Here is a 23,887-nt window from a genome sequence, read left to right on the forward strand (position 1 = left end):
AAGCCTTTGCGCCTTAATCGGTCATTCATTCACTCATTCACTCACTCGCCCACCTTGACCACGGCAATCGACGCCGAGGCCTGGCCGCGCAGCGGCACGTGCACGCTGCTGGTGTTGTCGCCGGAGGCGCCCCAGGGCAGCGGCACGCTTTCCTGGGTGAGCGACAGCCGGTGGTGGCCCGTGGGCACCACCGGGAATTCGAACTGGCCATCGCGGTCGGTCACCGTGCGGTAGCGGCCGTCAAGCACCACCTCGACGCCGGCCACGCCCACCTCGCCCGCCTGCTGTTCGCCGTCGCGGTTGGCGTCGTAGAACACGCGGCCGGACAGGCTGCCGCCGCCCACGCCTTCACCGGGTGCGCCTGCGGCCGCATAGGCCGTGCCCGCGCTGCCTTCCCAGCGCAGGTAGACATAGGCAGTCTTCTCGTCGCTGCGGTAGAGGTTGGGCAGGGAAGAGGGCGTGGGCAGCAGCGAGGACCGGGCCTGGTTGAAGTGCGCCATGAAGCCCATGCGCCAGCCCTGGCCCAGTTCCCTCTCGGCCGACAGCGAGCCCGACAGGCCCCGGCTGGTGTAGAGGCTGCCGCTTTGCGAGGTGTAGCGCAGGTTGCCGGCCAGCTGCAGCCCGCTTTCCAGCCAGTAGCGCCATTGCAGCCCGGCCGTTGGATAGTTGCGCGACATGCCGCCGCTGCGGTCGCGCGCATAGCCCAACGTGGTGGTGAGCTCGGACCGCAGCGTTGCCTGGCGTGCACCGGCCCAGTCCTGCTCCCACTGCACCTCCTGGCCCGTCGCGGAGGAGTCGCCCAGCACGATGAGCTCGTTGCGCCGGACGGTCAGCATGAAGCGGCTGCGCGGCCAGTCGAAAAAGCGGGTCTGGTAGAACGCGCTGCCATAAAGGCTGCGCGATTGGCCGCCGCCTGCGGTGCCCGCATCGTTGCGCGTCTGGTAGGCGCTGAAGCTGCCGCCCACGGCCGTGTGCCGGTCGAACTGGTATTGGGCATTGCCATTCGCTCCCAGGCGGCGGTAGCCCGACAGTTGAAAGCCTGCATCCTGCGCCGTGGTTTGCGGCGTGCGTTCGTAGTCCAGCCCCATGCCCCAGCTCAGGCGGGTGACATGGCGGTCCACGCGCCAATAGGCGCCGCGCGCCGCGCTGGACAGCGCGTAGTCGCCAAAGTGCAGCTGGGGCTGGGCTGCATGCAGGCCGAATTCATGGCGGTAGGCGCCAGCGCGCGCGCTGGCCTCGATGAACAGGCCCTGGGCGCTGCGGCCCTCCGTGCCGGCGGTGCCTGCCGCTGGAGAAAACAGGGGCGCGCTGGTACGGCTGCCCAGCAGCGTGGTGCGAAGCCTGAAGTCGCCATCGCGCAGTACGCCGCGCCCGTAGCCCAGCGAGGCGGCCCAGCTGGTCACGCGCTTGCTGCCCAGGCCCAGGGCGGAGCCGGGGTCGTATTGCGTGTCATCGCCGGGGTAGTGCCTGGGACTGTAGTAGGCAGGAATATCGTCGGCCTGGTCCAGCTGGAAGGCGGCAAACCAGGGGCCGTCCAGCCGCACGGTGGCGCCCAGCCAGCCCAGCGTGCCCTGGTTTTTCTCGAACCCGGGGTAGGGCCCTCCCGTGAGAAGGCCGCGCTGGCCGTAGCCCGCGCGCAGGTCCAGATCAGGGCGGAAGATGCGCGCCGAGGCGCCGCGCACCGTGGTCGAGCCCAGCGACAGCCGGTAGTTGCGCGCCAGGCCATCGGTCAGCTCGCTGTAGAGGTCGCCCACGGCCGTGTCGGCGAAGGTCTGCGTGGTCAGCGGAAAGCCAAGGTTGCGCAGCGTGAAGCGCTCGCTCGTGGCTTGCCGGGCATAGCCCAGGCCGCCAATACTCAGGCCGCCCATACCCAGGCCATTGCCAAAGTTGTCGCCGCTCAGGTGCCGGCCTTCGGCCTGCAGGGTGAACTCGCCGTAGTTCAGTGTCTCGCGGCGGTATTCGAGGCGCTGGCCGATTTCGGTGGCGCGCTGGCGGCCATAGCCGGTGGTGCGGGATTCGCCCAGGCCCAGGCGGCTTTCCACCACCCAGGCGCGAAAGCCCTCGGGCTGCTCGGCTTCGGGCTCGGCGGCAGCGGACTGTGCGATCTCGTCCGGATCCATGAAACGGTCCTGGTAGGCGGGGGCGGCCCCTTCGGAGAGTGCCTTGAGCCGGGCCTGCTCGGCCTGGTCGCGGTCCAGGGATTCGATGCGTGCCTCAGCCATGGAGGTACCGGCAACGGCCGCCGAAGAAGGTGTTTGCGCCTGTGCGCCGCACAGGAAGGCGGGAGCGGCTGCCAGGCTCCATCCAAGGCACGCGAGCGGCAGGCGCGACCAGACTCCAGCGGGGCCGGCAACGGTCCGCGGCAGCGTTCGAATCATCAACCAAGATCCCTGCTTTATTCATCGGATGCCAAGCCATCTGGCCAAAACAACTGATCACAAAACTGCGGAAAATGGCTGAATGCGTGCAGCCATCGATTGGGCCCTGCAAATACCGGCGCTGCACTTCAAAGACCGGCCGTTGTCAATGGTGTGCCGAATGAGAGGTATTCAGGGTGAATATCATCGTTCCCTAAATGGCATGGTTTATTCAGTAGGACGGCACGCTGCCGGATGGTAGGGGAAAGGGTGATGCCATTCGATGTTCATCTGTGGCGCTGCGGCGCCTGGCTGGCAGCGCCCAGAGGGCAGTTGGCGGGCTTTGCTTTTTGGCCATGGATGGGTTTCAGGTTTTCTATTGATAGCAATGAATCATTTGTTTTTCATGCGGCAATAGAGGCTGCTGGGCGTTATCTCCGTTTTCAGGCAATGCATCTGTTGGAAAACGAGGGTTCTCATCAGATTCCGGCTGCTGGAGAATCAAGGAATGGCGCAACTGAAGTGCGCCAGGTTCTGATTGGTTTTTGGACTGGTATCCGGCCAGGTTCATTGATGCAGGCTAAAGCACCTGCACCAATGCAGGCTGCCGCAATCATTTGCCCTGTCTTCATGAACTCTCAGGCGCATCACAGGCAAGGCCAACGCGGACCCCGGGCACCCTGGAGGGCGCTCGTGGTCATGGCGTTGGCTGTCGTTGTGACCCTGGTGGCAGGCCTGTACCCCTGGAATGCCCCGCAGCATGGCAAGGCGGCAAGCCGCATGGAAGGCTTTGCAGGCGGCGCGTCCCTCATGGCCAAGAAGCGCCAGTTCCATGTGGTCCAGCGGCTGAAGACCCACCGCCTGGCCGAAACCGAGCGGCGCCAGTTGCTGGCCCATGACACCGGCGCGCGGAATGTGCGGGAGGCGTGGCAGATAAGGGAGGTGCGAGAGTTGCGTGCGTTGTCTGAGGTGCGGGAAGTGCGGGAGGTGCGCGCGGTGGCCGGCCCGCTCTCAGTCCACCAGCGCCTGTATGGCCTGCAACTGCGCCGCCAGCCCGGGCCGCGCGGCTGGAAAAGTCTCCTCGAAGGCGGCGGTGCCTATCGTGAAACCCGCGGCACCGCTGGCAAGCACGGCCGCGATGCGTTCGCTGCGATCAATGGAGCCGGCCACGACCACGGGTTTGTCCACCGCATCGCAGACCGCCTTGATCAGGGCCGGCACGTCGCCCCGGAAACGGTAGGCCAGCAGGTCCAGGCCATGAACGCCCTCCAGCCCCGCGATGCGGCGCGCGCTGGCCACGATGTCCTCGGCCGGCCCTGAAAGCACGCTCGGATGCCCGCTGATCCTGCCGGGAAACGGATAGTAGGCAATACCGCTGCCGCGCAGCACGGGCAGCACCGCCTCGGGGCGCGTGCCGCCCATGAGAACGTCCACACCGAGCTCCACCGCCGCGCGGGCCGAAGCCACCTCGCTGGCCTCGTCCAGGCTGACGACTTCCAGATAGACCCTGGCACCGCCCGCGCGGATGTCCCGGGCCAGCTCGCGCAGCTGGGACAGGGGCAGGCCTATGTCCTTGAAGCCCACATGGCGCACGCCCTGGGCCAGCACTTCGCGCAGCCGCTCGCGCGCATCGGCAATGGTCTTGTCCTGCTGCGTGAGCATGAAGATGAAGTCCGGGCGCTGCGCCTGTCCGCTGGCGCCGGAGCGGCCCGCCTGCACCATGGCAGCCGCCTGGCGCAGCGCGCAGGCCAGGCTGGCATGGTCCGCACGGCCCGTGCCGGCGATGTCGAAGGCCGTGCCGTGGTCCACCGAGGTGCGCACGAAGGGCAGGCCCACGGTAATGTTCACACCCTGCTCGACGCCCAGGTACTTCACGGGAATCAGCCCCTGGTCATGGTATTGGGCGACCACCACGTCGAACTCGCCCCGGCGTGCCCGCATGAAGACCGTGTCGCCCGGCCAGGGGCCGTTGGCGTCTATGCCTTCGGCCCGTGCGGCCGCAATGGCGGGGATGATCACCGAGCGGTCCTCGTCCCCGAACAGCCCGTTCTCGCCGGCGTGCGGATTGAGACCCGCCACGGCCACACGGGGCCGTGCGATGCCGAACGCCCGGCAGGCCCGGTGCGCAAGGCGGATGGCACGCAATTCGTTGTCCGGCGTGACTGCGGCAATGGCCTGCTGCAGCGGCACGTGGATGGAGACCAGCAGCACCCGCAGCTCGTCATTGGCGAGCATCATGGCGAAGTCGCGCGTGCCCGAACGCTCGGCCAGCATCTCGGTATGGCCGGGGTGGGGGCAGCCCGCGGCGCGCAGCGCCTCCTTGTGGATGGGGGCGGTCACCAGGCCTGCGACTTCGCCGGCCAGGGCCAGGTCGATGCCGCGCTGTATGTAGGCATGGCAGGCGGCCCCGGCACGCGCATCGATGCGTCCCCAGGCCAGGTCCTCGGGCAGCGGGCCTCCGGTCTGGAGCACGAAGAGGGTGGCGGGTGGCACGGTGGCGGGAACCTGGGCCGGCGCATCGATGGCTTGGATGCGCGGGTGCACGCCCAGCATGTCGGCTGCCCGCTGCAGCCGCCCCGTGTCGCCGATGACGAAAAAAGGCGCACGGGGCCGGGCAGGGTCCATGGCCAGTTTGACGATGATCTCGGGGCCTATGCCCACGGGATCGCCCATGGTGATGGCCAGGGGTGCGGGGGCGATGGTAGGGGCTTCATTCATGGTCATTGCTGAAAGCTCAATCGATGGAGGTACTTTGCATGAAAATCGCACTGCAGAAAATCGATATGGATTCAGTATTCAGTTGATCAAAAGTCAATTGAAATCTCTCCCCACTCCCTTTCTTCGATGTGTCCGATGTGTCCGATGCCGCCCTCCAGTCCCATGGCCCCACCCACCCATATGCCGCCGCTGTCCGCCCTGCGTGCCTTCGAGGCCACGGTGCGCCACGGCAGCGTTTCCAAGGCCGCGCGCGAGCTGCACCTGACCGATGGCGCCGTGAGCCGCGCCGTGCGCGACATGGAAGAGGCGCTGGGCTTTGCGCTGTTCCAGCGCAGCAACCGCAGCATCATTGCCACCCCCACGGCGCGTGTGCTGGCCGAGGAGGTGGCCCTGGCGCTGGAGCGCCTGCGCGGCGCGCTGGGCCGAGCGCGGCAGGCCGCCGGGCCGGACCGGCCGCTGGTGCTGTCCTGCGAGCCGACCTTTCTGATGCGCTGGCTGATTCCCCGCCTGGGCGGTTTGCAGGAAGCGATCGGCACGCAGCGCGAGCTGCGCCTGGTGTCGGCCGGCGGCTCGGTGCCCTTTGCGCGTGAAGGCATCGATCTGGCCATACGCCGCGCGGATTTCGACATGCGCGCCGATGTGGTTGCCGAACCCTTTTTGCAGGAGCACGTGGGTCCCGTCTGCCGGCCTGCACTTGCGAAGACGCTGGCACGCTCCGGGCCGCTGGGCGGCGTGCTGCTGCACACGGCATCGCGCCCGGACGCATGGCGGCATTGGAGCGAGCTGACCGGCGTGCCGCTGCAGCCCGGGCGCGAGGCCCGCTTCGAGCATTTCTACCTGAGCCTGCAGGCCGCCGTTGCCGGGGCGGGCATTGCCATCGGGCCGCTGGCGCTGGTGGCCGACGATCTGGCCAGCGGCACCCTGTGCGCGCCGCGCGGCTTTGTGGCCGACGGCTCGCACTACGTGCTCATGTCACCCAGGCCGGCGCATGACGAGGCCCGCTTCGCCCTGGTGCTGGAGTGGCTGCGCACGCAGACATTGCCGCTGGCGCGGGCCGACGCATGACTTGCGCCTGCCCGGCTTCACTGGTCGTGCTCGGACAGCTCCCGCCAATGCGTGCGGGTGAAGGCATAGACGGTTTCCAGCGCCGGTGACAGGCTGCGCGCGCCCATGCGCGCCATGCCGTAGCGGCCGCAGCGCCGGGGATCGGCGGGCAGGGGCACTTCGGCCATGGTGCCGCTGGCGCGCTCCTGGCGCGTGATGGACAGCACGCCGAACAGCAAGGTGTCCGTGGCCAGGGTCACGCTGCGCAGCAGTTCCAGGTTGTTGCAGTGCAGGGTGAACAGCTTGTCGGGCTCCGCGCCCTCACCCCACAGCTCGGCCAGCTGCCGCGCCATGGCCGTGCTCAGCGTGGTGGTGGCCAGGGGGTAGCGGCGGATCTCGTCCATGCCGGGGTTTTGCAGCACGGGGTGGCCCGCGCGGCAGACCAGGCCGGCGGGCAACTCGCCCAGCAGCTCCATGTCCACGTCATCGGCGGCGCGCAGCACATAGGCGTCGCCGACGATGGCGTCTATCGATTCATTGCGCAGCAGCTCCAGCAGGGCGCTGGTGGCACCCATCTCGGTGCGCACCTTGATGCGCGGATGCGCCTGCGCCATGTGGATCAGAAAGGGCTTGAGCAGCAGTGCCGCCGGGGCCGGCGCCACGCCTATGGCCAGTGCGCCCTCCTGGCCGCCGCGCAGCAGCTCCAGGTCGCGCCGCAGCTGGGTTTCCTCCAGCCGCATGCGGCGTGCGCGCTCGGCCACCAGTTCGCCGAAGACCGTCAGCCGGGCACGCCGCGCGCCCCGGTCGAACAGCTGCGCCCGGAGCTCGTCTTCCAGCGCGCGGATGCTGCGGCTCAGCGCCGGCTGGGTCAGGTGCACGGCGCGCGCCGCGTCCGAAAAAGTGCCGTGCTCGACGATGGCCAGCAAGTGCCGCAGCTTCTGGGTATCCATGCGTGATCCTCATGGTTTGTTGGCAAATTTCTCATTTGAATTATAGGTAGGCACTTCCTAAGATCGCATCCATGGACATTGAAACGTCCTATAGAGCGGCCACAACCGCCAACTCTTTCATCGGAGCAAAAGGAGACAAACCATGCTCAAGCTGTTCATCGGCATAGGCATCCCGTACATCGCGGTGATCGGCCTGCTTCCCTGGGTCGCGTCCGTCGATCGCCATCTGCTCGGCGTGCCCTTCATCTACCTGTGGATCTTCATGTGGTTCGTGCTGACCTCGCTGTGCATGCTCGTGTGCTGGCTGATGTTCGACCGCCACGAAGCCGACGACGTGCAGTCGGCCTGAAGGGAGCACCGCCATGACCACCGCAGTCTTTCTGGGCTTCATCGCACTGTCCCTGTACCTGGCCATCCGCTCGCGCACGGGCAAGGGCGCGCAAAGCGTGCATGACTTCTTCGTCGCCTCGCGCCAGTTCGGCGCCTACCTGGTGTTCTTCCTCGCCGCCGGCGAGATCTACAGCATCGGCACCATGGTCGGCTTTCCGGGCGGCATCTACGCCAAGGGGCCGACCTATGGCGTCTGGTTCCTGGGCTACATCCTGCTGGCCTATCCGCTGGGCTACTTCCTCGGCCCCATGATCTGGAAGGCCGGCCTGCGCCACAACGCCATCACGCTGCCGGACCTGTTCAAGGGCCACTTCGGCAGCCGCGCGCTGGAGCTGATCGTGGCCGGCTCGGCCATCCTGTTCCTGCTGCCCTGGGGCCAGCTGCAGTTCACGGGGCTGGTGGCGGCGCTCAAGGGGCTGGGCTGGAACTTCCAGCCGCTGCACCTGCTGCTGATCTCGGCGGGCCTGGCCTTCACCTACATCGCCATCTCGGGCGTGCGTGCCTCGGCCTACATTGCCATCCTCAAGGACATCCTCATGGTGGTGGCCATCATCGCCACGGGCGTGGCCGTGGGCTGGCATGCCGGGGTGGGCGATGTGTTCGCCGCCGCCAGTGCCAAGGTCAGCAACCACATGACCGATACGCAGCTGCGCTTTTCCATGAGCACCATGCTGTTCCAGGCGCTGGGCTTCTACATGATGCCGTTCGCCGTGCAGAACTTCTTCACGGCCAAGAGTTCGCACACCATTCGCCGCACGCAGATCGCCATGCCGCTGTACATGCTGATGTACCCGTTCCTGGTGCTGGCCTCGTACTACGCCATCAGCCAGAACCTGGAACTGGCATCGCCCAACGAGGCCTTCTTCGCCGCTGCCGTGCGCCTGCTGCCCGACTGGCTGCTGGGCCTGGTCGCCGCAGGCGCCGCGCTGTCGGGCCTGCTGGTGCTGGCGGGCATCTGCCTGGCCATCGGCCCCATCGTGGCGCGCAACCTGCTGCCCGGCCTGCCCGAGGCCAAGCAAAAGCAGGGCGCCAAGGTGGTGATCGTCATCTACCTGCTGCTGTCCATCGTGATGACGCTGCTCACGCCCAACCTGATGCTGACCCTGATCAACACCACCTACTACGGCGTGACGCAGTTCTTCCCGGGAATGATGGCCATCCTGTTTGGCTGGCGCATCCGGCCCCTGGCCATTGCCCTGGGCATCGTCTGCGGGCAGGCGCTGGCCATCGTGCTGTACCTGCAGCAACCGGACTTCGGCGGCATCAACCTGGGCTTCATCAGCCTGGCGCTGAACCTGCTGGTCACGGCCATCGTCCACTGCCTGCCGCGTGCGGCACACGTCAAGACCGCCTGAGGGAAGCATCCCCATGAACCACGAAACCAGCGAGCGCGTGCGCATCTTCGCGGCGCGCACCATCCTCACCATGAACCCGGCCCAGCCACAGGCCACCCATGTGGCCGTGCGGGGCAGCACGGTGCTGGCGGTGGGCGGGGAGGCCGACATGGCCGCCTGGCCCGATGCCGAACGCATCGACCACCTGCGCGGCAAAGTGCTCATGCCCGGCCTGATCGAGGCCCACAGCCACCTGATGGAAGGCGCCATGTGGGATGCGGTCTACCTGGGCTACTTTGACCGCCGCGATCCCGACGGGCGGCTGTGGCCCGGCCTGCGCACGCTGGATGCCGTGCTGGCCCGCCTGGCCGAGGCCGAGCGTGCCCTGCCCGACGCGCAGGCCACGCTGCTGGCCTGGGGGTTCGATCCCATCCTCTTTGGCAGCAGCCGGCTGTCGGTGCGCGAGCTGGACCGTGTCTCCGCCACGCGGCCCATCGTCATCCTGCACGCCAGCGTGCACCTGATGAATGTGAACTCGGCCATGCTGGCGCTGGCCGGCATCGACGAGGACACCGATATCGACGGCATCCACAAGGACGCCGAGGGCCAGCCCACGGGCGAACTCCAGGAATTCGCCGCCATGTATCCGGTGCAGAAGGTGATCGGCAGCGCGCTGTCGCTGGCCGCTGCCGAGCAGCGCGAGGCCATCTGGAAGTTCGGCCGCGTGGCCCAGCTCGCGGGCGTGACCACGGCCACCGACCTGGTCAGCGATCTCTCGGCCCAAGGCCTGGCTGCGCTGCGCGAGGTGACGGGCGACGCAGCCTATCCGCTGCGCATCGTCCCGGCCTTTGCGCCGCAGCGCAACCCGGAAGGCGGCGCCGCGCGCGTGCACGCCGCTGCTGCATCGTCGGCCAGCGACAAGCTGCAGTTCGGCCCCATCAAGTTCATCGTGGACGGCTCCATCCAGGGCTTCACCGCGCGCCTGCGCGCTCCCGGCTACGCGGGCGGGCAGCCCAACGGCCTGTGGCTGATTCCTCCGTCGCAGCTGCCCGCGCTGTTCGAGCCCTTCCACCTGGCCGGGCTGCAACTGCATATCCACACCAACGGAGACGAGGCCACCGAGGTGGTGCTGGATGTGATCGAGGACCTGCTGGCCAGGCACCCGCGCGCCGACCATCGCCACACCCTGCAGCACTGCCAGCTGGCCAGCAGCGCCCAGCTGCAGCGCGCCGCGCGCCTGGGAATGTGCGTCAACTTCTTCTCCAACCACCTCTATTACTGGGGCGATGCGCACGCCGGGCAGACCGTGGGTATCGAGTGGGCGTCACGCATGAATGCGGCGGGCACGGCACGGCGCCTGGGCATGGACTTTTCCATGCACTCCGATGCGCCCATCACCCCCATCAACCCCTTGTTCACCGCCTGGTGCGCCGTGCAGCGCGAAACCGCTTCAGGCCGCGTGCTGGGCGAGGCCGAGCGCCTGTCGGTGGACGATGCCCTGCATGCCATCACCATGGGCGCGGCCCGTACCCTCAAGCTGGAGCAGCGCGTGGGCAGCATCGAGCCCGGCAAGCTGGCGGACTTCGCCGTGCTGGAGGAAGATCCCCGCGCGGTGGCGCCCGCCGCCCTCAAGGACGTGAAGGTCTGGGGCACCGTGCTGGGCGGGCGCATCTTCCCCGCGCCCGGCTCCCAGCCATGAGCACGCCGGCCGCAGCGGCGCAGCGGGCGCCCATTCCCATGGTCGTCGTGGGCGGCTACCTGGGCGCGGGCAAGACCACCTTGCTCAACCGGCTGCTGGAGCGCGCCGATGGCCTGCGCGTGGCCGTGCTGGTCAACGACTTCGGCGAGATCAACATCGACGCCGCCCTGATCCGCACGCGCAGCAGCGACGTACTGCAGCTGGAAAACGGCTGCATCTGCTGCTCCATCGGCGGCCGGCTGGCCGAGGCCCTGGCCGCCGTGGGCGCGCGGCCCGACCGCCCGGACCTGCTGGTCATCGAGGCCAGCGGCGTCTCCGACCCCGTGCGCATCGCCCAGGTCGGCATGCTCGACCCCGCGCTGCAGCTCAACGCCATCCTGGTGGCGGTGGATGTCCAGGACGTCGATGAGCAACTGTGCGACCCGCTGGTCGGCGACATGGTCCGCCGCCAGATCGTCGGCGCGACGGCGCTGGTGCTGACCAAGGCCGACCTGGCCAGCGCGGCGATGACCGGCAAGGCAAGGCAGCGCCTGGCCGAGATCGCCCCGCACACCATGGTGCTGACCGCACAGTGCGGCGAGATTCCCCTGGCCGTCTTCCTGGACGCTGTGCCCCTGCCACGCCAACCGCAGCACCCGCAGCGCCTGCTGGGTGCGCTTGCGGGTGAAGGTGGCGCCTGGAAGAGGGCCGTGGATGGCACGGCAGGTCTTGCCGGGATGGCAGGAATCACCAGTTTCTCGTACACCACGCACCGGCAATTCGACAAGCAGCGCCTCAGGCAGGCACTGCGCACCCTGCCGGTGCCGCTGCTGCGGGCCAAAGGCATCGTGCGGCTGCGGGGGCAGCAGCCTTTGCAAGAAATCCATGTGGTGGGAGGCCGGCTGCGCGTGGCGGATCTGGGCGCGGCGCAGGTGGCCGGGTCCGCCTTTGTCTTCATTGGCCGGTTTGACGACGGAGCTCGGCAGCTTCTGCGCACGCACTTGGACCGTGCCCTGGTTGCGCCTGAGTCACCTGAGTAGGGCCTGAGTGGTGCCTGGGCCTTTGCCGGCAGCTTTGTAAGCCCGTGACGAGTCCAGGGGCTTGTTGCAATTTCGACGCTTTTGCTGCTCCAAAAAGCATAGCTGCTGAATCAAGCCGCTGTTGGATTTTTGCGCCCAATTCAGTCAACGGACTGAAACGCAAGGCGCCAGTTGTCTCCCGATACTGGGATTGACCATGCTGGCCGGATTGCTCATCAGCGTGGTGCAGGTGGTCACGCAAATCCAGGAAATGTCGCTGACTTTCGTTCCAAAGCTGTTCGTGGCTGCCGTCGTGCTGATCGTGTGCGGCCCCTGGATGCTGAAGAAACTGGGGCAGTTCGCAACCCAGCTCTGGACGCGTATTCCCGCGGTGTTCTGAATCCCCACAAGATGGATTCCCTGTCGCATCACTGGCTGCCGGCGATCGCTGGCAATTGCTGGCCCGCCAGGATGCGGCACAGGGCCGCGCCGCCCTGCAGATCAGCCCGCGCGATGGCCGCGCCTGGTCCGCCCCTGCCATGGCCGACCTGCTGGGCGGCGACCTGCCCACGGCCCTGGCCTACTTCGACAACGCCCTGGCCACCATGCCCGGCCATATCGGCACCTGGCACGGCAAGGCCTGGGCGCAACTGCTGTCCTCCGACCTGCCGGGAGCGCAGCGCAGCTTCACCAGCGCACTGGACCTGGACCGCAACTTCGCAGAAAGCCATGGCGGCCTTGCTGTGGCCCTGGCCCTGCAGGGCCGCACGGAAGAGGCCCTGCAACACATTGAGCGCGCCCTGCGCCTGGACGCCTTCAACCTCTCTGGCCGCCATGCGCAAGCCATCTTCGGCGGAGAGATCCGGGATCTGGAATCCTTCCAGGTGCCGGCCAAGCGGCTGTTGAGGGGGACAGGATGGGTTGCTCAAGGCGGTGCTGGGCGCCTCATGGGCTGGGCGCTGAGGGCTGCCAGAACTGGCGCGGGCAGCACCGAGCGCAGGCTGCCCGTGACCCGGCTCGGGTCGTAGGGCTGGAAGGTGTCTGCGTTGTTGGCGTTCAGGGCCAGCTTGGGCATGCTCAGAGTCTGGCCGGCGTGCAGTTCGCTGCCGACCTCGGTGTAGCTGATGGCGCTGAAGTTGGACTCTTGTCTGATGGGCCCCGTGAATTGGCACATGTCCTAATTGGCCGATTGTGTTCAGTGCAGGATTTTGCTATGTGAGTAATATTTCATATGGGTTTGTAGCATTTTGGTCTTGCATGGACAGTACGCGAAGAGAGGAGTTTCCAAGCTGCTTTGGAATTTAAGCGTCATTCATCTAATTACCATAGATGGAATATTCTATTATGAAATATATCCGGCATCTCTAAGATAGTGGAAGATTAATGCGTCTATCTCCTCGTCGGGTAAATCATAGCCTCTTTCTGGATTTAACCATTTTCTTATGGCCATTGAGGCTCCAGGATCAACATTTGGATATTCCAGTGTAAGAATGTTTCCAAGTTTTCGAGAGTCAATTGTAAGGTCTGCTTGCATGATAGTTCTGAAAACTACCGAAGCAGGAACTCCATCTAGGAGATTTTTCATCATTTTGTATTCCTGGCGAAAGCTGCCAAAGATGTTTTGTCAGTTGAATTGTCGATAATGAGTGGACTCGAGCGTGTTATGAGCTTCCGGCAAAGGTAAGTGCTGGGATTGCTAAAAATGATCGATTTTTAATAGAAAACAAATAATGAAATTTAAGATTAATATATTTTATCTAAAATTTTTAACCAATAAATACAGAAATATAGCCTTTCCTGCTATTGAGTACAGATTGGAGCTCGTTTAATGCGCCGGAAATTCGGTGAGCTACAAAATTTTTCTCGCTCGCGCAAATTATCTCTTGCCTTTTTAGCCAGGCAAGTAGTTGATTAAGTTCCAAGCATACGAACGGAATATCAGCGACATCTAAATCAATGCCAATTTGAAAAAGTGGAATCCAACTGGCGTGAATTGATTCTGCACCCACCAGCCACACTCTACGAAATAGATCCTCAGTGGATAAGGGAAACGCTGAAAGCGATCCTGTTGCAGGATTTTCGTGCGGGCGAATAATTATTGATATAGACAATTTCATCCTCCAAATTTTGCGCCGAAATTCCATTTTGAATATTATTGGCGTATTTTGTTTAACTGAAAATTCACCGCAGACGAGACCTTAGAGCGTGCCGCTCTCACCATTGAACCGTAAGGCTTGTTTATCAATCATCAAATGTTGCGCGGGATCTGGAAGCCGAGAGCGGCTCGGATGATGGAGCTTAAGTCAAGGCGAGATAGTCTTGGCTTTGGCAACCGAGCGCAATAAATGATAGTAAAGGATAATTTTATTTAAGTTCCTCAATCAGTGACAAATCCCATCGATCTTTCATTATTTCGTATTGCATTAGCCAAATATATGACTGTCCGTTGATTCCATGCTCATGAAGGTTGCAATAAGAGATGGAGAACTTTTCATCTTTTATGAAGGCTTCTCTGACGTCCTCGCCGGCAGGTGGCCAGCAGCTACCTCCGAGTCCTTTGTGTATGATTGCCCAACCTTGCTGCCACCAGTTTCTTCTGAATCGAAGTGATCTCCATTTTTTACCGCCATCCGAGCTTAGAAATACATTTATCTTTGATAATTGGCAGGCTGTACCATTTCGTGGCAGTTTTTCGAAACATACCTCGTAAATATCCTGCTTCAGAAAAATGCGGATAGTTTCTCGAGAATTAAATGATCCCCTTGAAGCTTTATTGTTTGTCATTTGAATCGTTGTAATACTATTGTAGATAGCGCCTGCATCCCAAGACCCGATATTTGTTCTCGCAATTCCACCAATCACGCCACCAACGATGCCAGCCCTCAGCACTGACCATTCTATTGGGTTGCTACCTAGCGCAATTGTGGCCGCTACTCGTCCAGCCATACACCAACTGGCTCCTTGCCATCCGCCAATCCAAGAACCAGCCGCTTGTGCAATCATGCAATTTCTATTGACGTATTTGGGGATTTCCCCGGGCCGGGGCGGGTTCTCGGAGTCAGGGGCGTCGCCGTAGAGGGCAAGGACTTCGCCGTTGGCCACCAGTTGCCGTTGGTTGTGGCCGGGGTTGATGGCGTCGCCGATGAAGCCGCCGATGTAGCCACCGGGCTCGTTCTGGATGCGGCCACCCTTGTCGGCCATGGTGCCGGCGCTCAGGTTGACGTAGAACGCATCGCCGCGTGCGTCGTTGAAGAAGGCGTGGTTGTAGCGAGTGACCACTTTTTCGATGAGGCCGGAGGACAGCTTGGTCTTTTGGGTAAGCTTCTCGGTGATGCGGTTGCTTGCCAGGTCGTAGGCGTAGCTGCTGAGCTGGCCCAGGTGGTTGTCCTTGATTTCGATGAGCTGGCTGGCTTGAATTCGAATGTTTTCCGAAGGGGCGGACTACTGCTATTTCGTACGCAGGAAGCACCCCTCCTTCACGTGTTCCAGGCCTGTGCCAGATAGAGAGAGCCCAGCAGTCATCCCATGGGGAACTTGCTGCACTTCCTTGCGCATAACGTCAATCCTCTCGACCACCAAGTCAACAGAACAGCAGTTCAGACGCGGAGGGTTTGAAGTGCCGCTCATGACATCGTCACGACTGACCTTGTATTTAGTCTCGAACCGGGCACCCAGCGCGAGCGTTTCACCGTTGTTCGGAACACCAATCACCAGCGTTTTCCCCGCAGGTGTACTCAGGACATTTCTGACGTAAAACTCAACATTGTTCATCTCTGACCCATCTTATTAATTAGTTGAAGAAATTCGAAAACTTGGTCGGGAGTCATCTTCGGCGCAGCATCTAACAGCATGCTACGTGCGCTAGGACTTGCGACGGTGTGTGGTAGAGCCGGCATGTCCATTTCACCCAACACTTGACGAGCTGTATCCACAGGAACGGGGCTTGGTGCTTGCGCGGCGAAGTCTCTTGAGGTCATCAAGACCCCGACCTCGCGCTCCTGTGCTGCCATCCAGTTACCCACATCGAAAGTGCCGATGCTCGACCGTGGGCCAAACTGGATAACCGCCTGCCCTGCTTGACCACGAGCTTCCAGAAAAAATACCGTTGCGATGTATGGACCAGTGGTCGCCGACACAGCAGTGGCCTGTGCAAAGGGTGAGTCCGCCCAACCCGGTGAGGTGCCACGGAAGAGATATACGTCTCCGCTTAGCTGGACATGGCGCGCAATTTCAACGGCAGAGAGTCAAGCAAACCGCAGAGCGTCCAACTCAGTAGAACTGAAACGCGAAAAATAATCTGCAGTACCAGTCCGGTCGGTACTGCCAAATACGGCGGCGCTGCCTCCGGGCGTGATTCCTTCCAAGGAGGGGCCGATCGGCAGATCTGCCCGCAAGCCAGCCCTCATCTCAGTCTGCAGATTCGACATCAACACCGAGCGCTCACCAAATATAGCGCCCCGTACCGGAGCGGCAGCCTTGCTCAGCATTCCAATGACCTTGGCTGCCGCCAACCCTCCTGCCTCGTTGATGACAGCATCCGGCTGGCTCTGGGCCACTCGCATGCCCCACTGTTCCCCCCGCGCCGCGTCCTGGGCTGCTGCCGGTTTCAAAGACACCTTGTTAAGGTGGAAGATGAAACCGGAGGTGGTTTATGGGAACGAGACGGCAGTTCAGCCGGGAATTCAAGGTTGAAGCGGTCAAGCTTGTGACCGAGCGAGGGGTTGCAGTGGCGCAAGCGGCGCGCGGCCTGGATGTGCATGAGACGCGGCTGAGGGCATGGATGCGCGAGCTGAAGGTTGACCCGCAGCAGGCGTTTCCTGGAAAGGGCGTGAATGAAGCCCGAGCAGGCCGAAATAGAGCGGCTACGCAAGGAAGTTGCCAAGCTCAAAATGGAGCGCGACATCCTGAAAAAAGCTGCGGCCTTCTTCGCCAAGGAGTCGATGTGAAGTTCGGCTTCGTTGCGAAACACCGAGGGGCCTGGCCAGTGAATCTGATGTGCGAGGCGCTCGGTGTTTCGCGAAGTGGCTTCTACGCCTGGTTGGTGAGGCCACGCAGCCAACGCAGCCTGAGTGATGAGCGGTTAGGTGCGCAGGTGCGGCAAAGCTTCGCGGGTAGCGACCGTACATACGGAGCACGGCGCGTGTGGCATGACGTGCTGGCATTGGGGGAGCACTGCGGACTGCACCGCATTGAGTGGCTGATGCGTGAACAGGCGCTACGCGCACGGCCTCGTCGCCGAGGCTTGCCCAAGGACCTTGGCGAGCGCAGCGCCATCGCCGACAACGTGCTTGACCGCCAGTTCCAGGCAGATGCGCCGAACCGCAAGTGGGTGGCCGACTTTACCTACATCTGGACGGCTGAAGGCTGGCTGTATGTGGCGGTGGTGCTGGACCTGTACTCGCGAAGCATCGTGGGTTGGTCGATGCAGTCCAGCATGACTAGCCAACGCGTGCCTGCCGCGCTGCTGACTTGGCAGCCACTTGCGTTCATGGAAGCCACGCTGGTGCGTGAACTGGGCGACGCACTGCAGGCTGATCCGCAGTTCCCGGCCCTTGTGGATCAGGAGCTGCAGCGTATGGAAGACGATCCAGAACTGCAGGCAGCTTCTCTGGAGGCGGCAGATCATCTGCTTGAAGAGGCCGCACGCTGGAGTGATGCAGGCCCCGATGGCTCGCCGCGTTGAAAGAATCTGACGCGTTTTCTTTTTGCGACCAAAAAAACGTATTAGAATTTAGGTCTTCTAGGGGAGTCGCCAAGTTGGTAAAGGCACCGGATTTTGATTCCGGCATGCGAGGGTTCGAGTCCTTCCTCCCCTGCCAGATAGACAAAGGCCCTGACAGTTCTGCTGTCAGGGCTTTTTTGTTTTCAGGCCGTGGCCTGCTGCGGGCTGGAGTTCACAGCTGAGCCCGCGCCCGCCCTGGCGGCATCCAGCGTGGCGCGTATGCCCTGGGCGTAGGGGGTCTTGGCGATGGGGCCCAGCAGGGTGTGCAGGGCCGAGTCGTCCATGATCAGCGGATCGGTCAGCAGGTAGTGCATCTCGGCCAGTTCGCGCATCAAGGGGCTGAACAGGCCGGCTAGGCGCAGCGCGGTCTTGCCTGCAACGCGCAGTTTCAACGGCCTGCCGCTCAGGCGTTCGATCTCCGAGACGATGTCGCGCTGCGTGGTCGCCCCCGCGCCAGCCAGGTGCCAGACCCTGCCGAATGCCTGCGGCGTGTCGATGAGGCGCGCCACGACGGGGCCCACATCAGGCACATAGACAAACTCGTGCGGCCTGTCCAGCGGGCCGATCATGTCGGCCCGGCCGCCTTGGGCCGCCGCCTCGAAGGCGCCGTGCAGCAGGCTGTTGTGCACTCCGGGGCCGTAGAAGTCGGGCAGGCGCAGCACGGTGGCCTCGATGCGGCCCTGTGCATGGGCTTGCAGCAGCAGGTCCTCCTGGGCTTTGCGCATGCGGCCCTTGAAGGTATGGAGCTCGCGCGGGTGGTCTTCCGCCACGGGCAGGGTGCGGGCCTTTCCGTAGGGATAGACGGTGCCGATCAGCACGATGCGGCGCACGCCCGCGGCAATGGCGCCTTCCAGCGTCTTGCGCATCAGTTCGGGATGCAATTGAAACTGCCAGTAGTTCACGCCCACCAGGTAGACCAGCGTGTCCACGCCGTGGGCGGCAGCCTCGATGGAGCCGGCGACATCCGGGTTCCAGGTGGCGATCTCGGCCAGGGGATCGGCGCCGAAGGTCTGGCGCAGGCTGGCGGCGTTGCGGCCGACCACGCGATAGGCGCGGCCCTGTTGTCTGAGCGCGGCGGCCAGGCTCTGGCCGATGGCGCCTGCGGCGCCGAAAAGTGCAATGGATGGCATGGTGCGGGTCCTGTGGTGACCACGCCAGTGTCCGCAACACGCCGCAAAAGGAAAATTGCCTAGAATCTTCTGGTGTCCATGCATAAATGAATGGATCAGTGATGTCGGAACCCCATTGGGAGTGGTATCGCAGCTTTTTGCAGGTGCTGGAGTCCGGGTCGCTGTCAGCGGCGGGCCGGGCCATGGGCCTGGCACAGCCAACCGTGGGCCGGCACATTGACGGGCTGGAGTCGGCGCTGGGCCTGCAACTGTTCACCCGTTCGTCCGATGGCTTCGCACCCACCGAGGCGGCCTATGAATTGCAGCCCTATGCGGCCAGCATGGCCGCGACGGCTGCCGCGCTGCGCCGCGTGGCGGCCAGCCATGGCGCGGGCGTGCGCGGCACGGTGCGCCTGACGGCCAGCGAGGTCGTGGGCGTGGAGCTGCTGCCGCCCGTGCTGGCGCAATTGCGCGCTGCCCATCCTGAACTGCGCATCGAACTGGTGCTGTCCAACGCGGTCGATGACCTGCTGCGCCGCGAGGCCGATGTGGCCGTGCGCATGTTCCGGCCGCAGCAGGAGGCGCTGGTGGCCCGCCATATCGGCGCCATCGAACTGGGGCTGCATGCCCATGAGAGCTATCTGGCCAGGCATGGCGTGCCGGCTTCGCTGCAGGAGCTGGCCGGGCATTCGCTGATCGGCTTCGACCATGAGAACGCCTTCATCCGCAGGTTTCAGCAGCAGTTTCCGATGTTCACGCGCGAAGCCATGGCGCTGAGCTCGGACAGCGACCTGGCACAGCTGGGCGCCATCCGCGCTGGATTTGGCATCGGCATCTGCCAGTCGGTGCTGGCGGCCAGGGACCCGGGCCTGGTGCGGGTGCTGCCGCAGGCATTCTCATGGAAGCTCGATACCTGGGTGGCCATGCATGAGGACCTGCGCAAGAGCGAGCGCTGCGCCGTTGTGTTCAAGGCGGTCGCGCAGGCGCTGACGGCCTATGCCAGCAGCGGTGCCTGAAGACCCGGGCGCCTGTGTTTCATTGGGCGTGCAGCAGGCAGCAGCGCGCGAGATGGCGCAGCATGGATTTCCTGCGCTGGGATGCAACAAACGCCAGGCAGTTGTGGGCGATGTAGCCCGCCATGACCCCCGTCAGGCCGGCGACGGCCCACAGCGGGATGGGCACCAGGGAGTCCAGCAGCACGGCGCAGCCGGCCAGCAGCAGCAGGCACGGAAGCAGCCGCAGCAAGGCAGCTTGCAGGGGTTGTTGCCTGCGCAGGAGGGCGAGGACCTGGATGGCAGTGCGTCTGCGGAATCTGCCGGCTTGCTTGCGAAGAACGTTCACGGCTCGTGTCGGGCGTTGATGTGGGTCAAAAAATTGTGTGCAAATGTATCACTTCAATGCGCGAACATCAAATGCGCCGGTTCCATGAAAAATGAGAAGGGCCCGCGCATGGCGGGCCCTGGAAAACTGCCGTATTGCGCTTGGGTTCAACGCATCTCGAACTCGATGGCTATCAGCACGAAGGCCGCCATCCACAGCGTCTCCACCACCAGCAGTGCAAAAGGCCGCCAGCCGGCCTGGGCCAGTTGCTGGAACGAGGTCTTCAGGCCCAGGGCCGCAATGGCCAGCACCAGGCAGTTGCGCGACAGGTCGCTCAACTGGTGCTGCAGCCCCGGCGGCACCCAGCCCAGCGAGTTGATGGCCACCAGCGCGACGAACACCCACAGGAACCAGGGCACCAGGCCCGGCTTCTTGCCGTGGTGCTGCTCGGCCGCAGCCTCGCGCTGGCGCTTGAACAGGGCCGAGACCATGACGACCACCACGGCCAGCATGGACACGCGGAACAGCTTGACGATGGTGGCGTAGTCGCCCGTGGCCTGGTCGATGGTGTAGCCCGCGCCCACCACCTGGGCCACATCGTGGATAGTGCCGCCGATGAACAGGCCCGCCAGCTCGGGCGGCAGGTGCAGTGCGCGCGCCACCAGGGGGTACAGCACCATGGCGGCCGTGGACAGCACGGTGACCGTGACCACCACGGTCAGCGTGAAGCGGTCGCTGTCCTTGTCGCGCGGCAGCACCGAGGAGATGGCCAGCGCCGCCGAGGCGCCACAGATGGCCACCGCGCCGCCCGACAGCACGCCCTGCGGCCGCGTCAGGCCCAGGCGCCGGCCCAGCAGCGTGCCGCACAGCAGCGTGGTGACCACGGCGGCGATGACGATCAGCGCCGTGGTCCAGCCCAGGCCCGCGATCTGCGTGGCCGTGATGCGCGCGCCCAGCAGGCCCACGCCCAGGCGCAGCACGCCACGTGCGCAGAACTCGATGCCCGGCTTGGCGCGCGCGTCCTGGCTCAGGAAGTGAAAGGCCACGCCGAAGAACAGCGCGAACAGCAGCTGCGGCCCGCCGTGCAGCGTGGAGACGAAGGTGGCTGCCAGCGCAATCACGCCCGACAGGCCTGTGCCGGGCAGGAGCTTCAGCCATTGCAGCATGCGCGGCACGGGCGGCTGTGCTGCCAACGGGGCTTGAACCTGGCTCATGGCTGCTCCTTGCCGCCCGCCGCATCGGCCAGAACCGCAAGCGTGCAGGACGCGATGCGGCTGGCCACCGAGTCCGAACGGCTGGTCAGCACGATGGGCACGCGCATGCCCAGCACCAGGCCCGCGCATTCGGCGTCGGCCATGTAGACCAGCTGCTTGTAGATCATGTTGCCGGCCTCCAGGCTGGGCACCAGCAGCACGTCGGGCTGGCCCGCCACATCGGAGACGATGCCCTTGTGATGCGCCGAGCGCAGCGAGATGGCGTTGTCGTAGGCCAGCGGCCCGTCGAGGATGGCGCCGCTGATCTGCCCCCGGTCGGCCATCTTGCACAGCGCGGCCGCGTCGATGGTGCCGGGAATGGCGGGGTTGACCGTCTCCACCGCCGAGAGCACGGCCACGCGCGGCCGGGCAATGCCGATGGCACGGGCCAGGTCGATGGCGTTCTGCGCAATGTCGCGCTTGTCCATCAGCGTGGGGAAGATGTTGACCACGCAATCGGTCATCAGCAGCGGGCGCTCGAAGCCCGGCAGGTCCATCACGAACACATGGCTGGCGCGGCGGCTGCCGCGCAGGCCGGCCTCGCGCGCCACGGCAGCGCCCAGCAGCTCGTCGCTGTGCAGGCTGCCCTTCATCAGCGCGCGGGCCTGGCCGCTGCCGCACAGCGCCGCCGCCTGGGCCGCCGCCGCGCGTGGATCGTCGGCTGTGGAATGGATGGACGCGCCCGCCAGATCCAGCCCGGCTGCCTGGGCCGCAGCCCGGATGCGTGCCTCGGGGCCCACCAGCAGCGGCGTGATCAGGCCCGCCTGCGCGGCCTGCATGGCGGCCTGCAGCGAGCCCGCATCACAGGGATAGGCCACGGCCACCGGAATGGGGCCTTGCGCCTTGGCCTGGTCGAGCAAGTGCTGGAGATGGGGGCGGTGCGTGGCGGGCGCATCGTCGGCGGCCACGGCAAGTGAAAGTGGGGGGACCATGAAAGCTCCTGCGGGAAAGTACAGGGCCCGGCGCGAGCAACGCAGGGAATCTGGGAATCGGCTTTCGAGAGCCTTGCGCACCCAGGCGCATGAAACCGGCGCGGCCCATCCCAGGGACACCGAGGAAGGGCCGCCCCGCACCGAGGGTGTCGTCCCCCTCCCCCGCGCAGCGGGTAGAGAGGGGGAAGGCGCGCAGCGCCTCAGGGGGTGTCAGACAGCTTCAGACGAAATCTTTGTACTTTTCGAGGAAGCGCACGGGATTGGCCAGCGCATCGCGGCGGAACGGGTCGCCCAGTTCGCGCGTGCACATCACCTCGATCACGCAGGTCTTGCCGTGGTTCATCTGCAGGTCGATGGCCTTTTGCAGCGCCGGGCCCACGTCCTCGATCTGGTCGACCACGATGCTCTCGGCACCCATGGCGCTGGCAATGGCCGCGAAGCTCTCGCTTTCCAGCTCGCCGGCCACGAAGCGGCGGTTGTAGAAGTCCACCTGGTTCTTCTTTTCCGCGCCCCACTGGCGGTTGTGGAAGACCACGGCCGTGACGGGAATGTCATGGCGCACGGCGGTCATGATCTCCACCATGCTCATGCCCCAGGCGCCGTCGCCGGCGTAGGCGATGGCCGGGCGGTCGGGCGCTGCGCACTTGGCACCGATGATGGTGGGCAGGGCATAGCCGCAGTTGCCGAAGCTCATGGGCGCGAAGAAGCTGCGCGGCTCGTCGAAGCGCAGGTAGCTGTTGGCCACGGAGTTGATGTTGCCGATGTCGGTGGAGACCATCACGCGCGGCGGCATGGCTTTTTCCAGCTCGCGCAGCACCTGGCGCGGGTGCAGGTACTTGCCGCCCGTGGGCGTGCGCTCGCCCTTGGCCTCTTCGATCATGTCCAGGCTGTAGGGGTCGCGCTCATGCGTCCACTCGTCCAGCTCCTTCTCCCAGGCGGCCTTCTCGGTGGCGATGGTGTCGGCGCGCGCTGCCTTGGTGGCGTCGCAGGCCAGGGTCTGGCCCTGCAGGCGGCGGCCCAGCTCGCGTGCCACGGCCTTGGCGTCGCCGTGGATGCCCACCGAGATCTTCTTGACCAGGCCCAGGTTGGTGTGGTCGGCCTCGACCTGGATGATCTTGGCGTTCTTGGGCCAGTAGTCCATGCCGTGCTGGGGCAGGGTGCCGAAGGGACCCATGCGCGAGCCCAGCGCGATCACCACGTCGGCCTGGGCGATGAGCTTCATCGCGGCCTTGGAGCCCTGGTAGCCCAGCGGGCCGGCCCACAGCGGGTGCTTGGCGGGGAAGGCGTCATTGCGCAGGTAGCCCGTGACCACGGGGGCGCCCAGGCGCTCGGCCAGCTGCCTGCATTCCTCGACCGCATCGCCCATGACCACGCCGCCGCCGGCCAGGATCACGGGGAACTTGGCCGTGGCCAGCAGTTCCGTGGCGGCCTGCAGGCTGTTTTCGCCGCCCGAGCCGCGCTCCACGCGCATGGGCTTGGGGATTTCGCACTGCACTTCGCCGTAGAAATAGTCGCGCGGAATGTTCAGCTGGGTGGGGCCCATCTCGGAGATGGCGCGGTCAAAGCAGCGGGCCGTGAACTCGGCCATGCGCTTGGGGTTGCAGACATGGCCCTGGTACTTGGTGAACTCCTGGAACATGGGCAGCTGGTTGGCTTCCTGGAAGCCCCCCAGGCCCATGCCCATGGTGCCGGTCTCGGGCGTGATCATGACCACGGGGCTGTGGGCCCAGTAGGCGGCGGCGATGGCGGTCACGCAGTTGCTGATGCCGGGGCCGTTCTGGCCGATCACCACGCCGTGGCGGCCCGAGACGCGCGCATAGCCGTCGGCCATGTGGGCCGCGCCCTGCTCGTGCACCACGGGGATCAGGCGGATGCCGGCGGGCGCGAAGATGTCCATGGCATCCATGAAGGCCGAGCCCATGATGCCGAACATCTCCGTGACGCCGTTGGCCACGCAGGTCTCCACAAAGGCTTCGGAAGGGGTCATCTTCTGGACGCCTTCGACCACCGTACGATTGTTGGCTGCAGTCATGTTGTCTCCTTGAAAATGGAACTTAATGT

At 64.6% G+C, this 23,887-nt stretch carries 23 protein-coding genes and 1 tRNA gene; 10 read left to right on the forward strand and 14 right to left on the reverse strand.

Translation table 11 applies throughout. The features are described from left to right. Positions 1–41 precede the first annotated feature (41 nt). The 3 genes from INR38_RS07860 to pdxA form a co-directional block, all read right to left on the reverse strand. Positions 42–2,222: an SdrD B-like domain-containing protein gene (locus tag INR38_RS07860; protein WP_242698993.1), complete on the reverse strand. Its 2,181-nt coding sequence runs from the start codon at positions 2,220–2,222 to the stop codon at positions 42–44. Between the two features lie 511 nt (positions 2,223–2,733). After that, a complete protein-coding gene (locus tag INR38_RS07865; RefSeq protein ID WP_192367064.1) occupies positions 2,734–2,928 on the reverse strand; it encodes a hypothetical protein in 195 nt (64 codons plus the stop codon). Positions 2,929–3,368: 440 nt separating this feature from the next. After that, complete coding sequence (gene pdxA, locus INR38_RS07870) at positions 3,369–5,075, reverse strand: 4-hydroxythreonine-4-phosphate dehydrogenase PdxA (RefSeq protein WP_242698994.1); 1,707 nt, start codon at positions 5,073–5,075, stop codon at positions 3,369–3,371. Between the two features lie 162 nt (positions 5,076–5,237). Here pdxA and INR38_RS07875 point away from each other — a divergent pair, with 162 nt between their 5' ends. Then, positions 5,238–6,140: a LysR family transcriptional regulator gene (locus INR38_RS07875; protein ID WP_197945156.1), complete on the forward strand. Its 903-nt coding sequence runs from the start codon at positions 5,238–5,240 to the stop codon at positions 6,138–6,140. Positions 6,141–6,157: 17 nt separating this feature from the next. Here the strand turns inward: INR38_RS07875 and INR38_RS07880 are convergent, their stop codons facing one another. Beyond that, complete coding sequence (locus tag INR38_RS07880) at positions 6,158–7,069, reverse strand: LysR family transcriptional regulator (RefSeq protein ID WP_012203907.1); 912 nt, start codon at positions 7,067–7,069, stop codon at positions 6,158–6,160. 142 nt (positions 7,070–7,211) lie between these two features. On the opposite strand from INR38_RS07880, the gene INR38_RS07885 reads away from it, so the two are divergent. The 6 genes from INR38_RS07885 (at position 7,212) to INR38_RS07910 (ending at position 12,518) form a co-directional block, all read left to right on the forward strand. Next, entirely contained in the window at positions 7,212–7,418 is a 207-nt protein-coding gene (locus INR38_RS07885) for a DUF3311 domain-containing protein (RefSeq protein ID WP_012203908.1), read from the forward strand. Between the two features lie 13 nt (positions 7,419–7,431). Next, positions 7,432–8,814, forward strand: coding sequence for a sodium:solute symporter family protein (locus tag INR38_RS07890; RefSeq protein ID WP_013803838.1), 1,383 nt, complete (start codon positions 7,432–7,434; stop codon positions 8,812–8,814). Positions 8,815–8,827: 13 nt separating this feature from the next. Beyond that, complete coding sequence (locus INR38_RS07895) at positions 8,828–10,492, forward strand: amidohydrolase (RefSeq protein WP_197945157.1); 1,665 nt, start codon at positions 8,828–8,830, stop codon at positions 10,490–10,492. Continuing rightward, positions 10,489–11,511, forward strand: coding sequence for a GTP-binding protein (locus INR38_RS07900; RefSeq protein WP_207443169.1), 1,023 nt, complete (start codon positions 10,489–10,491; stop codon positions 11,509–11,511). Before INR38_RS07895 ends, INR38_RS07900 begins: the two co-directional genes overlap by 4 nt. A gap of 121 nt (positions 11,512–11,632) precedes the next feature. After that, on the forward strand, positions 11,633–11,890 hold the full coding sequence (locus INR38_RS07905) for a flagellar biosynthetic protein FliQ (protein ID WP_278251420.1): 258 nt from the start codon (positions 11,633–11,635) through the stop codon (positions 11,888–11,890). A gap of 55 nt (positions 11,891–11,945) precedes the next feature. Next, positions 11,946–12,518, forward strand: coding sequence for a tetratricopeptide repeat protein (locus INR38_RS07910; protein WP_207443167.1), 573 nt, complete (start codon positions 11,946–11,948; stop codon positions 12,516–12,518). Positions 12,519–12,832: 314 nt separating this feature from the next. Here INR38_RS07910 and INR38_RS07915 read toward each other — a convergent pair whose 3' ends face one another. The 5 genes from INR38_RS07915 to INR38_RS07935 all read right to left on the reverse strand — a co-directional run bounded on the left by INR38_RS07915 (position 12,833) and on the right by INR38_RS07935 (position 16,052). Continuing rightward, a complete protein-coding gene (locus tag INR38_RS07915) occupies positions 12,833–13,078 on the reverse strand; it encodes a hypothetical protein (protein ID WP_207443166.1) in 246 nt (81 codons plus the stop codon). Between the two features lie 178 nt (positions 13,079–13,256). After that, the gene (locus tag INR38_RS07920) at positions 13,257–13,607 is read right to left on the reverse strand and encodes a hypothetical protein (protein ID WP_207443165.1); all 351 of its coding nucleotides are present in this window, start codon (positions 13,605–13,607) and stop codon (positions 13,257–13,259) included. 247 nt (positions 13,608–13,854) lie between these two features. After that, positions 13,855–14,769: a hypothetical protein gene (locus INR38_RS07925; protein WP_207443164.1), complete on the reverse strand. Its 915-nt coding sequence runs from the start codon at positions 14,767–14,769 to the stop codon at positions 13,855–13,857. A gap of 168 nt (positions 14,770–14,937) precedes the next feature. Further along, positions 14,938–15,261 (reverse strand): hypothetical protein, encoded by a 324-nt coding sequence (locus INR38_RS07930; RefSeq protein ID WP_207443163.1) that lies wholly within the window; start codon positions 15,259–15,261, stop codon positions 14,938–14,940. A gap of 473 nt (positions 15,262–15,734) precedes the next feature. After that, on the reverse strand, positions 15,735–16,052 hold the full coding sequence (locus INR38_RS07935; protein WP_207443162.1) for a hypothetical protein: 318 nt from the start codon (positions 16,050–16,052) through the stop codon (positions 15,735–15,737). Positions 16,053–16,141: 89 nt separating this feature from the next. Here INR38_RS07935 and INR38_RS07940 point away from each other — a divergent pair, with 89 nt between their 5' ends. Further along, positions 16,142–17,173: an IS3 family transposase gene (locus INR38_RS07940; RefSeq protein ID WP_207443161.1), complete on the forward strand. Its 1,032-nt coding sequence runs from the start codon at positions 16,142–16,144 to the stop codon at positions 17,171–17,173. Positions 17,174–17,232: 59 nt separating this feature from the next. Further along, positions 17,233–17,309 (forward strand) — tRNA-Gln (locus INR38_RS07945). Between the two features lie 46 nt (positions 17,310–17,355). On the opposite strand, the gene INR38_RS07950 is transcribed toward INR38_RS07945, so the two are convergent. Then, entirely contained in the window at positions 17,356–18,342 is a 987-nt protein-coding gene (locus tag INR38_RS07950; RefSeq protein ID WP_207443160.1) for an NAD-dependent epimerase/dehydratase family protein, read from the reverse strand. A gap of 101 nt (positions 18,343–18,443) precedes the next feature. Between INR38_RS07950 and INR38_RS07955 the strand changes: the two genes are divergently transcribed. Next, the gene (locus tag INR38_RS07955; RefSeq protein WP_207443159.1) at positions 18,444–19,337 is read left to right on the forward strand and encodes a LysR family transcriptional regulator; all 894 of its coding nucleotides are present in this window, start codon (positions 18,444–18,446) and stop codon (positions 19,335–19,337) included. Positions 19,338–19,356: 19 nt separating this feature from the next. Here the strand turns inward: INR38_RS07955 and INR38_RS07960 are convergent, their stop codons facing one another. The 4 genes from INR38_RS07960 to xsc form a co-directional block, all read right to left on the reverse strand. Next, positions 19,357–19,566 carry a hypothetical protein gene (locus tag INR38_RS07960; protein ID WP_242698995.1) on the reverse strand — a complete coding sequence of 70 codons (210 nt, stop codon included), beginning with the start codon at positions 19,564–19,566 and terminating at the stop codon, positions 19,357–19,359. 242 nt (positions 19,567–19,808) lie between these two features. Beyond that, complete coding sequence (locus INR38_RS07965; RefSeq protein WP_013803832.1) at positions 19,809–20,855, reverse strand: putative sulfate exporter family transporter; 1,047 nt, start codon at positions 20,853–20,855, stop codon at positions 19,809–19,811. Beyond that, the gene (locus INR38_RS07970) at positions 20,852–21,826 is read right to left on the reverse strand and encodes a bifunctional enoyl-CoA hydratase/phosphate acetyltransferase (RefSeq protein ID WP_207443157.1); all 975 of its coding nucleotides are present in this window, start codon (positions 21,824–21,826) and stop codon (positions 20,852–20,854) included. The genes INR38_RS07965 and INR38_RS07970 overlap by 4 nt, the downstream gene beginning before the upstream one ends. Before the next feature lie 220 nt (positions 21,827–22,046). Continuing rightward, positions 22,047–23,858: a sulfoacetaldehyde acetyltransferase gene (gene xsc, locus INR38_RS07975; protein ID WP_207443156.1), complete on the reverse strand. Its 1,812-nt coding sequence runs from the start codon at positions 23,856–23,858 to the stop codon at positions 22,047–22,049. Positions 23,859–23,887: the final 29 nt, after the last annotated feature.

The sequence above is a fragment of the Delftia sp. SD018 genome, from assembly GCF_017355445.1.
Classification (GTDB): Bacteria; Pseudomonadota; Gammaproteobacteria; order Burkholderiales; family Burkholderiaceae_C; genus Comamonas; species Comamonas acidovorans.